The organism is Planococcus sp. ISL-110, from assembly GCF_018613575.1.
Lineage (GTDB): Bacteria > Bacillota > Bacilli > Bacillales_A > Planococcaceae > Planococcus.
The window spans coordinates 1-12,838 of sequence record NZ_JAGGPX010000016.1 but is presented as its reverse complement, the minus strand read 5'-3'; the positions used below and the strand labels follow the sequence as shown (position 1 = coordinate 12,838).

Annotated in this window: 14 protein-coding genes; 8 read left to right on the top strand and 6 right to left on the bottom strand. The window is 46.5% G+C overall.

Annotated elements, in window-relative coordinates; genetic code table 11:
• Positions 1-12 precede the first annotated feature (12 nt).
• The 3 genes from J7I83_RS11340 to J7I83_RS11330 all read left to right on the top strand — a co-directional run bounded on the left by J7I83_RS11340 (position 13) and on the right by J7I83_RS11330 (position 2,971).
• Positions 13-672, top strand: coding sequence for a cobalamin B12-binding domain-containing protein (locus J7I83_RS11340; protein WP_215100816.1), 660 nt, complete (start codon positions 13-15; stop codon positions 670-672).
• On the top strand, positions 647-1,414 hold the full coding sequence (locus J7I83_RS11335) for an STAS domain-containing protein (RefSeq protein ID WP_215100814.1): 768 nt from the start codon (positions 647-649) through the stop codon (positions 1,412-1,414). Before J7I83_RS11340 ends, J7I83_RS11335 begins: the two co-directional genes overlap by 26 nt.
• A 549-nt stretch (positions 1,415-1,963) precedes the next feature.
• Positions 1,964-2,971: an LLM class flavin-dependent oxidoreductase gene (locus J7I83_RS11330; protein WP_215100812.1), complete on the top strand. Its 1,008-nt coding sequence runs from the start codon at positions 1,964-1,966 to the stop codon at positions 2,969-2,971.
• A 77-nt stretch (positions 2,972-3,048) separates the two neighbouring features.
• Here the strand turns inward: J7I83_RS11330 and J7I83_RS11325 are convergent, their stop codons facing one another.
• From J7I83_RS11325 to J7I83_RS11305, 5 genes are all read right to left on the bottom strand, one after another.
• Entirely contained in the window at positions 3,049-3,219 is a 171-nt protein-coding gene (locus tag J7I83_RS11325; protein WP_215100810.1) for a hypothetical protein, read from the bottom strand.
• Between the two features lie 192 nt (positions 3,220-3,411).
• Complete coding sequence (locus tag J7I83_RS11320; RefSeq protein WP_353048264.1) at positions 3,412-4,296, bottom strand: hypothetical protein; 885 nt, start codon at positions 4,294-4,296, stop codon at positions 3,412-3,414.
• Between the two features lie 152 nt (positions 4,297-4,448).
• Positions 4,449-5,171 (bottom strand): amino acid ABC transporter ATP-binding protein, encoded by a 723-nt coding sequence (locus J7I83_RS11315; RefSeq protein WP_215100808.1) that lies wholly within the window; start codon positions 5,169-5,171, stop codon positions 4,449-4,451.
• Positions 5,164-5,823 carry an amino acid ABC transporter permease gene (locus tag J7I83_RS11310; protein WP_215100806.1) on the bottom strand — a complete coding sequence of 220 codons (660 nt, stop codon included), beginning with the start codon at positions 5,821-5,823 and terminating at the stop codon, positions 5,164-5,166. Before J7I83_RS11310 ends, J7I83_RS11315 begins: the two co-directional genes overlap by 8 nt.
• Before the next feature lie 28 nt (positions 5,824-5,851).
• On the bottom strand, positions 5,852-6,637 hold the full coding sequence (locus J7I83_RS11305) for an ABC transporter substrate-binding protein (RefSeq protein WP_215100805.1): 786 nt from the start codon (positions 6,635-6,637) through the stop codon (positions 5,852-5,854).
• 172 nt (positions 6,638-6,809) lie between these two features.
• Between J7I83_RS11305 and pcp the strand changes: the two genes are divergently transcribed.
• Positions 6,810-7,418 carry a pyroglutamyl-peptidase I gene (gene pcp, locus J7I83_RS11300; RefSeq protein ID WP_215100803.1) on the top strand — a complete coding sequence of 203 codons (609 nt, stop codon included), beginning with the start codon at positions 6,810-6,812 and terminating at the stop codon, positions 7,416-7,418.
• Between the two features lie 72 nt (positions 7,419-7,490).
• On the opposite strand, the gene J7I83_RS11295 is transcribed toward pcp, so the two are convergent.
• The gene (locus tag J7I83_RS11295; RefSeq protein ID WP_251047607.1) at positions 7,491-8,195 is read right to left on the bottom strand and encodes an HAD family hydrolase; all 705 of its coding nucleotides are present in this window, start codon (positions 8,193-8,195) and stop codon (positions 7,491-7,493) included.
• Positions 8,196-8,303: 108 nt separating this feature from the next.
• On the opposite strand from J7I83_RS11295, the gene J7I83_RS11290 reads away from it, so the two are divergent.
• The 4 genes from J7I83_RS11290 (at position 8,304) to J7I83_RS11275 (ending at position 12,379) form a co-directional block, all read left to right on the top strand.
• Entirely contained in the window at positions 8,304-8,597 is a 294-nt protein-coding gene (locus J7I83_RS11290) for a hypothetical protein (RefSeq protein ID WP_215100801.1), read from the top strand.
• Positions 8,598-8,824: 227 nt separating this feature from the next.
• Positions 8,825-9,208 (top strand): MerR family transcriptional regulator, encoded by a 384-nt coding sequence (locus J7I83_RS11285; protein WP_215100800.1) that lies wholly within the window; start codon positions 8,825-8,827, stop codon positions 9,206-9,208.
• A complete protein-coding gene (locus J7I83_RS11280) occupies positions 9,205-10,704 on the top strand; it encodes a class I adenylate-forming enzyme family protein (protein ID WP_215100799.1) in 1,500 nt (499 codons plus the stop codon). The genes J7I83_RS11285 and J7I83_RS11280 overlap by 4 nt, the downstream gene beginning before the upstream one ends.
• A gap of 1 nt (position 10,705) precedes the next feature.
• A complete protein-coding gene (locus J7I83_RS11275; RefSeq protein WP_215100798.1) occupies positions 10,706-12,379 on the top strand; it encodes an acyl-CoA dehydrogenase family protein in 1,674 nt (557 codons plus the stop codon).
• The last annotated feature ends 459 nt before the right edge of the window (positions 12,380-12,838 follow it).

Genomic DNA, 12,838 nt, shown 5'->3' with positions numbered 1-12,838 from the left:
AGGGAGGGTTACATGACTAGCAAATCACAAGAGCTGGCCAATTTATTTTTGGCTGGCAATGAAGAGCAGGCTTTGCAATTAGTCCAAACGTATTTGGAAAACCATACGAAAGATGAACTTTACCAATTATTATTGACTCCTGCGATGTATTGGATCGGAGAACTATGGGAAAAGAATATCATCACAGTGGCGGATGAACATTTAGCGACTGCCATTTGCGATTTTGTGGTGTCGGTGACGGAAGTTCGCCGGCCGGTACAAAATTCTCTTAAAAAGAAAGTAATGGTCCTTGGCCCTGAAGGAGAAGATCATTATATCGGATTGAAGATGGTGGCTTCTTTATTTAAGGAAAATGGCTGGGAAGTCCAATATTTAGGTCCGAATTTGCCGCTCGATGCCGCCATCGACTCTGCAAAACGATGGGAGCCGGATGTCGTTGCATTATCCGCGGCGTTGGCTTATCGGCTTCCTGTTTTGAAAAAATATGCGGAGGCATTCATCGCGCTTGATTTCAAACCGTCTGTCGTTTTAGGAGGGCGGGCTGTTTCTCTGGCGAATTGGTCAGCTTCCGATACCGAAGGCATCATCATCGTAAAAGAATTGGATCAGCTGAAAAGTTGGATCCATACTGGAAAGGAATCTGCCAATGACTTCAGCATCTCAATTGGATGAATGGCCGCTGCCAGCTTTTAAATTGAATAGCAAACTGGCAATCGTTGAGTGCTCTGAAAAAGCGAAAAAGTTAGTTGGCGACTGTTCTTCTTTCCTTGAAATTCTCGATGAAGCGAGCAGGGACAAGGCAAGCAAGTTTCTTTCAAGCGATCAACCAGTGATGCCTCTAGAATTGAATTTCATTTCAGTGACCAAGGAATTGTTTTTGGGAGACGTCTACAGCAAATGGGGCAGCGATCTTTTCCTGAACATCGTATTGGTGCCAAAGGGCAACCGGCTTCTCGAAATAACCAGCCAGTTGCTGAGTCTTCGCACACGCCTTCAGGAAACCAATTATGATTTGCTTCTTGAAAAAGAACGGACTGAAGAACTGTTGCAGCAAGTACGGCAATTATCGGCCCCTTGTATCCATCTCGGAAAAAGACATGTGCTGATTCCACTGTATGGCGATTTGGATCCCCGTAAAATTGAAGTGATCCGCTTTCATATTCTGAACCAGATTTATGAAACAGGTGCTGAAACTGTCATTATGGACCTGACTGCGATGGAACAGCTAGAGCAGGAGGGTGCCAATTACTTGAAATCGTTGATGCAGACCTTTAAGGTGATGGGCGTCCGTGGAATTGTCACAGGAATCAAGCCACAGCATGCGCAACAGCTTCATCATCTGAAGACAGGCCTCGACTTGCATTTTGTTTCTTCTCTGCAAACGGTGCTGGCTTCGCGAAAGCTTCTTCTATAAGATAGTTTGAAAAACCCGAAGTGAATGGCTTCGGGTTTTTGTGTTTTTACGGAAAGAAGAGACTAGAGCATATTGTTTTTTAACCTACACGGGCACCTCCGCTTTTCTGATTGTCCAGACTCCGGCGCCCAGGCCCTAGGGTCATAAGCCGCTCTGGCTGTGCGGCTGAAGAAGCGCCGCTTCGCCAGTGCGTCTTATGCCCGTCGGAGCTCTACGGGCACCTCCGCTTTTCTGATTGTCCAGACTCCAGCAGCCAGCCCCTCGAGTCGCTTCAGCCTTGCCAGCAATAGCTGCAGAACGCCATTACCGGCAAGGCTTCCAGCGCTTGTCGGGGCTATACGGCTGCTTGCGCTTTTCTTTGTCCAGACTCCGGTGCCCAGCTCTTCGGGTCATAAGCCATCCCGGCTGTGCGGCAAAGAACGCCGCTTCGCCGGTTTGTCTTATGCCCGTCAGAGCTCTACGGGCACCTCCGCTTTTCTTTGATGAGCAGGAGAAAGGATGTTTTTTGGAAATGTCGCTACAATGGAATAGATAGGAGTGGAAATAGACATGGACATTAAGAAATTCGAAAATATACCGTTGGGTGTGCTTGATTTGGCGCCGATCAACGAAGGTGCAGAAACGGCGCAGGCATTCAAGAATAGTGTGGAATTAGCGCAGCATGTTGAGAAGTTAGGATTTAACCGTTACTGGTTGGCTGAACATCATAATATGCCGGGCATCGGCAGTTCGGCTACATCGGTCCTCATCGGCCATATTGCAGGGGCTACAGAGTCGATCCGTGTGGGCTCTGGCGGCATTATGTTGCCGAACCATGCACCGCTTGTTATTGCGGAGCAATTTGGTACACTGGAAACAATTTATCCGGGACGCATCGATTTGGGTCTGGGCCGTGCACCGGGCAGTGATCAAGCAACTGCCCATGCGCTGCGCCGGACTTTGCAGAGCAGTGGAGATGATTTTCCGCAGCAGGTGGCAGAGCTGGAAAATTACTTTTCGGAAAATCCAGTTGGCCGTGTTCGGGCTTATCCTGGAACCAACCTGAAGATTCCACTTTGGCTGTTGGGGTCTAGTGGATTCAGTGCGCAGCTTGCGGCACTCAAAGGTTTGCCGTTTTCATTCGCCAGCCATTTTGCACCGGATTACATGATGCAGGCGCTGCAGCTGTACCACCAGAATTTCAAGCCTTCTGCGGCTTTGGCGTCGCCTTACGCAATGCTCGGCGTTAATATCATTGTTGCAGAGACGCAGGAACGTGCTGAATGGCTCGCGACTTCTTCCCAGCAGCAGATGTTCTCGTTGATGAGAGGGGAGCCGACGACGTTTCAGGCGCCTATCGACAACTTAGAAGAGGTTTGGACGGACCGTGAAATTGCGATTTTCCGTGACAAGCTGGATTCCGAATCGATGATTGTTGGAACACCGGATCTCGTTAAACAAAAGCTAAAAAACTTCATTCAAAAAACGAGAGCCAACGAAGTCATCGTCAACTCGCCGATCTTCCATCACGAAGATCGCCTGCGGTCGTATGATTACGTGGCAGAAATGATGGACTAAGCAAAAACCCCGTTCTCAGAACGGGGTTTTGTTGTATAAAAATCGCCTCTCCAGTAAGGAGAGGTGATGATCCGGCATCATTGCAGATCTTTCGTCTTGTCTTCTTCACGACGCCGTTCTTTTGGAATCTCGTCTTCTTCATAGGCTGCATAATCAGGTGCACCTTCGCCAATCATATTCAGAATCGCATTGAAATCGTCGTCTGAACGAAGTTCAGCTTCTCTTGGATCGAGTACTTTGCGTTCCATTATAACCAACCTCCTTGTATTATATTAAGCAGCCATATGGCAATGAAGGCGGAGTCCTATCTCACCTATAGTATACAGATTATTCTGTCAAATAGAAAGAGAAATTGCTCGGAATTCAGCTGGTCTATTCCGAAGAAAACCATAATGGAAAAACCCGTTGGAGCAAAAGCTCCAACGGGTTTTTTGGTTCTATTACTGCTGATTGATTTCTGCGTTCAAAATCATGGATTCGAAAAACAGGGAAGGCGAGCTTTCATTCCATTCCAGGGAAGCCAGGTCCGCTGTCCGTTTTTCAATATAGCCATAGGCGAGTTGAGTTCGTGGATCATCTGTCAATTCGAGCTTGACGTATGGGCCTTCCGGAGTCAGCCAATTTAATTGGGACAGCCGGTTTTCAAGTGAAAAGGCGATCCAGTCATCTTCTGCTTCGTCTGTTGCAAATAAGGGATCTTGAGCAGCTATCAGCCAGGTCTGGCTCGAATGTTTAGGGGGCAGCCACAGGTTTTTAGAAAGTACACCTTCTTCGGCGGTGAATTCAGAAATCTCATGGCGCAGCTCCCGTACCCATTCGCCATTGCCCAGCTGCAGGCTACGGGATACGTAGACATTCCCTACGAGGATTTCGCTATTGTCTTTCGTGAAGACCCCATAAGGATTGGTAGTGGGATCTGGCCCATAGAGAGCTTCGTCGAGCCTGACAGTTGGTTCGGGATTCCAGGATTTAAAGTCGGCCTCTTCCAGGCCATTGACATTCATCGAAAATGTATAAGGGATCCAGCCGGTGTTTTTGATTTCCTCAAAAATGAGGGACGTGCCATTTTGGAGCGACCGGTCGACTAGTGTATACGTGCCAACGTCAAATCCCAGCAAAGTCATGTTATATACTTGTGTCAGGTCTGAACCACTTTCACTGACTTCGGGTTCGCTCAATGTGATGAAAGTCGGTTTTTCAACCGTTAAAGACACATTGTTTTCCGAATAAAGTTCAACTTCATTTTTTAAAAACATGACGGCTGTAAAAACAATCAGCGACATGAAAAATACGACTCCCGCTAAAATAATGATTTTTCTAAACACATTTTCCACCTCTGTTTTCTGCATGGTTATCAATTTTCATTGTAACATGTGGAGAAGGCGAGAAGGCTGTCCATATTTGAGCATCAAATGAACAAATGCAAAGAACAAAAAAGTGGAGTTTCATAAAAAAAAGGCGTCCCATGGGACACCTGTTACAGTACCTTATCCAGAAAATCTTTGGCGCGTTCGGTTTTTGGATTGCTGAAAAACTCGATGGGCTGGCCTTCTTCCACCAGGACACCGTGGTCCAGAAAGAGGACGCGGTCTGCGACTTCACGGGCAAAGCCCATTTCGTGCGTCACGACGACCATTGTCATACCCGATTTCGCTAAGTCTTTCATGACGTCCAATACTTCTTTGACCATTTCCGGATCGAGTGCCGATGTCGGTTCATCAAACAGCATCAGTTCCGGCTCCATCGCCAAGGCGCGTGCAATCGCAACACGCTGTTTCTGTCCGCCTGACAGGCTGTTTGGATAAGCTTTTTCTTTTTCGGATAAGCCGACGCGTTCCAGCAGGAGGCGTGCTTTCATTTCCGCTTCTGCTTTTTTGACGCCTTTTGCTTTCATCGGTGCATAGGTCAGATTTTCAAGTACCGTCAAATGAGGAAATAAATGAAAATGCTGAAACACCATGCCAATTTGCTGGCGAATTTTATGGATATTGTTTTTTGAAGCCGTCAAGTTCTTGCCATTAATTTCGATTGTGCCGGAAGTCGGGATTTCCAGCAGATTCAAGCAACGCAGAAAAGTCGACTTGCCTGAACCGGAAGGGCCAATAATCGATACCACTTCACCTTTCGTCACGGCAGTGGAGATGTCACTGAGAACTTCATTGGTGCCGAATTTTTTATACAGATTCTGGACTTTAATCACTTTGTTTCAGCCTCCGTTCGAAAACTCTGCCGATCATCGTCAAGCCCATTACCATGCACCAATAAATGAGGCCGACAAATAACAGGGGTTCGAAGTTGCGGAACAAGTCCGAGCCAACGACTTGCGCACGTCTCATAAGATCGAGATAGCCGATGGTCGAGACGATGGCAGATTCTTTTGTTAAGGTGATGAATTCATTCATCAAAGCCGGCAGGATATTTTTCAGAGCCTGAGGCAAAATGATGTCTTTCATCATGGAACGGTAAGGAACGCCAAGAGCTTGCGCCGCTTCCGTCTGTCCTTTGTCGACCGCTTGGATGCCGGCACGGATGATTTCTGATATGTAGGCGGATGAATTCAGTCCAAAAGCCAGGATGGCGGACAGAAATGCTGATATGTCATATCCGGTCAGCTGGGGAGTGGAGTAGTAGATGATCATCAATTGCAAGATCAGCGGTGTTCCACGGAAGATGGACGTATAAGCATCGGCGAACCATCTTAATGGCTTGATGCTGCCAATTTTGAAAAGGGCCAGCAATGTGCCAAGAATCGATCCGAGAATGATGGCGAAAAACACGAATTTTAAGGTGGCCCATATCCCTTCCAACATGAAAGGGATATAGGGAACTATTTGTGAGAAATCCAGGTTCATAAGTTACAACTCTTTTCTAAAAGTAAGTTTACTCTTCGTCGGTCAGCCATTCTTCCTTCAGCGCATCCAGCTCGCCGTTTTCTTCCATTTCGGCAAGTACGCCATTAACGTCTTCGACTAGGTCACTGCCTTTCGGGAAAGCGACAGCCATGCCAGGTGAAGCTGTTGTAGGATCATCGAACGATCCAAGATCCTGTGCCTCGATATAACCGATAGCAACTTGCTTGTCCATGTATGCAGCATCGATGCGGCCAGAAAGGATTTCCTGAATCAATGCGCCAGAGTCGTCCAGCGCTTTCAATTCAAAATTGATACCTTCATCTGCAATAATGCTTTTCGCGCCTTCCTCCTGGATGGTCCCAAGCTGAACGCCGACGGATTTGCCTTCCAGTGATTCGAGTGTAGTAAGCTCTGAACCTTTAGCTGTCAGGAACATTTCGCCTGAATGGTTGTATTCTGTGGAGAAATCAACATTTTCTCTACGAGAGTCGGTTGCGGACATACCGGCAATGACCATATCGACACGGTCATTCTGCAAAGCACCAATCAGGCCATCGAATTTCATGTCAGTGATTTCAAGTTCATAGCCAAGCTCATCAGCAATATGATTGGCCAGGTCGATGTCGAAGCCAACAATCTCGCCTTCCGTATTACGTGATTCAAATGGAGGGAATTCAGCGGATGTGCCCATTTTCAACACTTCTTTTTCTTCTGAAGCTCCTGAGTCACTTTCATTCGAGCTGTCACTTCCACAAGCCCCGAGCAGTAGAGCAGATGATGCGAATAAAGCGATAAATGGTTTTTTCTTGATCATGTGTATTTCCCCCTATTAAGTGTATGTTTATTCATTAAAATGAATTTTAACACAGAGAAAGGGTTTTGGAAAGTTTTTTTCAGAATGAATAAAAAGTCGATGTATTCAGATTTTTTAGCTGTGGGAAAGAAGGAGTAGATTGCGTATAATAGCAGACTAGGAGGGGATAGTATTGAAAAAACTCTTATTGACCGGGTTCAAGCCGTTTTTGGATTATACGGTCAATCCGACGATGAAAATTGTGGAGGAGCTGGATGGCACAATGATCGGCAACTACCAGATTGTCGGGGAAATTATGCAGGTGGACTTTAATAGCTCAGGAGCAGCATTGCTCGACTTTATCAAGGAAGAAGACCCGGATGTGATCATTTCCCTTGGACTTGCAGCAGGGCGCTATAAAATTACGCCGGAACGGATTGCCATCAATATCAAAGACGGCGCTGCAGATAATGAGGGCAATAAACCCATCGATGAACCGATTCGGAAAGAAGGGGAGCCGGCATATTTGTCCACACTTCCTATCCGAAAAATGGTCGACAGCCTGCTTGCAAACGGATTGCCTGCAACTGTTTCGAATACAGCGGGTGCATATCTATGCAATAACCTTATGTACGAAGGATTGCATTACGCTAAAACAAACAAGCCAGACATGCTCACAGGATTTATCCACATACCAGCTTCGCACGAATTGGCGATTCAGCATGGGCGGATTCCAAGCTGGTCCCATGAGGATCTGCTAAAGGGTGTTCGGGTTTGCATTGAGGCATTGGACGAAACATGAAAAAAAGCGAATCGCAGCTGCGATTCGCTTTTTTATGCATAGGAATTTAAACCCAAACTGTTAACTTACCCTCTAAATAATTTCCCAGTTGCGCTTTGTGGCGACGTTACGCAGTCGGGGGTCAGGCTGAACGGCTACCGGATGGCCGACCAGTTCAAGCACGGGCAAGTCCGAGTGGCTGTCGCCATAAGCATAGCTATTGGCCCAGTCAATATCCTGGCCTTCGAGTGCTTCTTTGATTTTTATTATTTTCAACGGTCCCTGAATATGTGAAATGCTTGTCCGGTGATCCAAAATATTGTTTTTATAAAGAATTTCCGTTCCAATAATGGTCTTGAACGGAAATTGCTTAGTGACTGCGTGAAGAAGCGGAGTGAAAGCTCCGGATACGAGCATGACATAATCATTGTTGGCAACATGATTTTTAAGCCGTTCAACGACATTGGGATTCATATCGTCGTGCATCCGGTCGGCAATTTCACCGAAATATCGCTCAAGCTCAATCTGGGTAAAGGTTTCCAACGCAGATAAGTATGCCTGCACAGAACGTTCGCGCATTTTCCGTTCCGGGTAGATTTTCAGCTTATGGCCGACATAGAGCGGTATGATAGCCCGGTAAAATTGGCGATACCGTCGGCTGTGTTCGGGATGATTTTTTAAATGATCCATCATCAGTTGAAAAGTTTCCTTCGAATATAGGGTTCCATCAAAATCAAATATGGCTACGCGCAAAGCGATCAACTCCGGTTTCTCAATTTTTTCTGTTGCATCTATCATAACGGAAATCAGAGCCCTCTTCCAGCGAATGGCAGCTGCAGGTTTATGGGATTTCTCCTGAAGGGTATAGAAACTAAAATGACTCATGAAAACACAGGAGGTTTTACAATGGAAAAGCAGCGCATCACAGTTGGCTACGTCGAACTGACACTAGAAGAGTCGGACCGGCTGTTTGAAGAAGTGAAAAAAGATCATGATATTGAAACTTACAGTGAGCTGCAGGGCTTGATGGACGATTTCGATTCGGTGATCATTGAACCTGAAGCCCGTCCACTCGCCGACATCCTTGATGGCGATGAAGCACCTACTGAAACAGAACAGGGCGGCACCCGCTACATCGAAGTTTTCAATAAACTCGAGGAAGATTCCCGTTACCGTTTCAAATCATCCTATCAGGAATAAAGTCAGCCGCCCGGGTGTTCATTCGGGCGGTTTTTTGATGGACGGATATTTGTGGGCTTCTATATCACTCGAATATAGCCTGCGTGAGCAACAGCCATCCGGTGAGCTTTTCTTCAGGTTCTGTGAAGGGGCGACAGTTTTCTGAATATTACTCCTGAAAAGGCTTGCTCTTTACGTTAACGTCAATGCTAAACTAAAGCATATAGGAAGAACCTAGGAGGTGGGGGATGAAGACAATCAGGGAAGTGGCGAAAGAGTTTGGTATGACAACGCGCACAATCCGCTATTACGAGGAACTGGGCATGTTGCAGCCAGAACGGACAGAAAACAGGCAGCGCCTTTACTCAAGTGCTGAGTCTGCCAAACTGAAACTTATCAATCGGGGCAAGCAATATGGTTTTACACTCGATGAAATCAAAGAAATGATATTGCTGTTTGATATCGACCGTTCAGGGGAGAAGCAATTGGAACGGACGATTGAATATGGGCATAAACAGCTGGATACCATCAGCAGAAAAATTCACGAGCTAGAGACCATGAAACGGGAAATGGGCTCATTGCTCGAAAAATTCACAGAAAAGTTAGAAAATATAAAGGGGATGAAGAAATGAATGTGTCGGGATTATTAGAGAGAAATGCACGCAAGTTTCCAGAAGCTGAAGCCGTAGTAGGTATGGGGGAGCGGATGACATTCAAGCAATTGGACCAGTTGGCTAATGCGGTAGCCCATGGCTTGAAAGAACAAGGAATCGGTAGAGGTGACAAAGTGGTACTGTTCATGCCGAACGTTCCAGAATTCATCGTTTCTTATTTTGCTGTTCAACGTTTGAAAGCAGTCATCGTTCCGATCAATGCTAAATTAACGCGAAAAGAAGTAGAGTATATCCTTGATCATTCAGACGCGAAAGCGTTGATTGTACATGAGCTGTTGTTTGAAGCGGTGAAAGACCTGCATTCGGATCTGTTACTGATTAAAACGGGGCTAGCGGCAGATAGGTGGGAATCATTAAACGGTTTTATGAATTATTCAGCTGCAGAAAAGCTGTTTTCAGACGCTAAAGAAGATGATCCGTCTACAATCCTCTATACATCAGGTACCACAGGAAAGCCTAAAGGTGTCTTGTTCAGCCATCGCAATATTTTGTCGGTCGCACAGATGATTTGTGTTGAGATGGAAATGAAACCGGAAAGCCGCCTCCTACATATGATGCCATTGAGCCATTCGGCTCCTTTGCATTTATTTTTGGTGGCGGGGATGATTGTCGGCGCTAAACATATACTCGTACCAACGTTCACACCAGATCTGTTTTTGGATACGGTGGAAAAAGAGCAGACAACGCATTTCTTTGGTGCACCGGTTGCTTATCTCATGACTGCTAAACATCCGCAAGTTGGCGAACGTGACTTGTCTTCGATGAAATGGTGGATATATGGCAGCGCACCGTTATCAGCAGCTGAAGTGAGATTCGTCCAACAGGCGTTCCGAACAGATAACCTTGTCTGTGTCTATGGATTGACGGAAGCAGGGCCGAGCGGAACTTTAATGACCGGGGCGGAGCACGCTGAAAAAGCGGGGAGCATCGGCAAACGGGCAGCCCTTCATACAGAACTGCGCATTATCGATGAAGCGGGGAAAGACGTTGGAGTAGATGAAATAGGAGAAATTTTATTGCGCGGAGAAGGCAATATGCTGGGCTATTACAAAAATGACGAAGCGACAAAAGCGACCTTCCTCGGCGATTGGCTGAAAACTGGTGATTTGGCAAAGTTCGATGATGATGGATTTATCTGGGTGGTTGACCGCAAAAAGGATTTGATCATATCAGGCGGCGTCAATATTTATCCGAAGGAAATCGAAGAGATGTTGCTGAGCCATCCTGATATTAACGAAGTTGCTGTTATTGGAGTGCCGCATGTTGAGTGGGGGGAAACAGTGAAAGCTTATTTCGCGGGGGCACGTGAATTGGATGCCGAAGAAATAAAATCTTTTATTGGGGATGGGCTTGCCAGTTTTAAAATTCCACGCCTGTTTGAGCAAATGGAAGCTTTGCCGAGAAACGCATCCGGCAAAATCCTGAAACAGCCGCTGCGGGAAAGAGGTGTATAGGATGGTTGTATTAAAAGGAGAAGCACCCAAAGGTAAACGCAATTTTTTCACTGACGATCAGACCTTAAAATTGATTCTTGCAGAAAACTTGCCGAATGGATTCCTGGATTATGCAAACAAGGAGCTTAAGGAGTTCGGTGAATTGGCTGCGGGTGTAATTGACGAACGCGCGCGCCATACCGACCGGGAAGGAGCGCCAAAGCTGGAGAAATATGACCGGCTGGGTGAAGATATTTCGCATGTCTGGGTCAATGAGGGCTACAAGAAGACAGTGGAAGAAACTTACCGGACCGGCATTGTCGGCTTTGTCCACAAAGAGATTCCAGAGCTTGGGCACAAAGGAAATTATCTCTATAGCTTCGCGCAGGGTTATCTATTGTCGCAGTCAGAACCCGGCTTTTACTGCCCGGTGACCTTGACGATGGCGACCGCGTATCTTTTGGAACATTTTGCGGATGAAGAGCTGAAAAGGAAGTTCCTCCCGCATGTCGCTGCAACAGGGGATGTGGAACTATTCGAAGGGGCAACTTTCCTGACAGAACGGCAAGGGGGTTCTGATGTGGGGGCAAATACCGTGGAAGCCGTTTTGGAAGAGGGCGTTTATCGACTGTCTGGAGAAAAATATTTTGCATCCAATGCAGGGATGGCAGGAGTGGCGATGGTATTGGCTCGGCTAAAAGGAGCATCTGAAGGGTCAAAAGGACTGACATTATTCGCTGTGCCATGGCGCGTCGAAGGAGAACTGAATGGCATCAAGATTCGCCGCTTAAAGGATAAGTTAGGAGTGCGCGCGGTTCCTTCTGGGGAAGTGGAGTTTGACGGTGCAGAAGCCTACCTTGTAGGAGATCCTGCGAAAGGCTTGAAATACATGATGGAAGCTTTGAATTTGTCACGTATCTGTAATGCGGTAGCATCGATCGGCATTACAAAACGTGCCTTGTCGGAGGCGACGGAATACGCTGAGCGGCGCAACGCATTCGGTCACCAATTGATGGAGTTTCCAATGGTAAAGGACAGCCTGATGAAGCTTCGCGCCAAGCATGAAACGGAAACGGCAGCGATTTTCGACCTTATCGCCTTGTATGATCGAGTGACTGCTGGAACGGCAACACCGGAAGAAACAGTATTGAATCGTTTACTGATTGCCATTCTTAAAAAGGAATCGGCCGAACAAGCCATCCATTTTTCTCATGAAGCGATTGAAATGCATGGTGGCAACGGCTATATCGAAGATTTTGTAACTCCCCGTCTGCTGCGTGACGCGCAGGTATTGACAGTTTGGGAAGGCACCGCGAATATTCTGGGACTGGAATTGATCCGCCTTATCAATAAATTCGATGCTCATAAAATTTTTATTGTTCATATCACAGACAGGCTGAAAAAACTTCCGCCATCTCCTGAGTGGGAAACAGTCAGTGGCAAGCTGAAAGCACTTCATGAAGAATTGGATGCCTACGCTTCCTATGGATATGATATGCAGACATTTGAAGCGAAAGCATTGATGCAGCGTATGGCCTGGCTTTTTGAAAGTCTGATTGCTCTAGAATGGGCGCATAAATATGGCGGCATTTATCAGCTTTTGACGGAGGTGTTTCTCGAAACTACCTGGAACACACGCAGTACTGGAGGAGAGATGAAGACAGTAAAGTATTTCAGTGAAGTGTTTGAAGACTAAGAGAATCCGATTTTTTCTATTGTCCAAAAAGTGATGCGGAAGTTTCCGCATCACTTTTTACTTTTTCTATTGGACCACCTAATGGAAAAAAAGTCAGCTGCCCGATTTTAAGCTTGTATATGTTGAACTTAAGTGGTTATCATTTCATAGGTCGCTTCGGTCGCTTGGTGCTCGCCCTTGGCAGTTGGCACCACGACTTCCTGTCGCACCAACCACACACCCTGTGGACCCGAAAGCGGAACTGCTTTGCAAAATATCTGCAACCAAATAGAAGTTATTATAAAGGATTAGTCCAATATATTTAGCTCACGATAGCCTCTGCCCACTTACTTCACAACACATTCCCCAGACAAATAAAAAGAGGATGACCCATTAATGGGTCATCCTCTCAGGCTGTCGAGAAACCTCGGCAGCTTTTTTGCGTTTCGCTCCAGCCGGACGCTTTCCGCGGGCACGGCT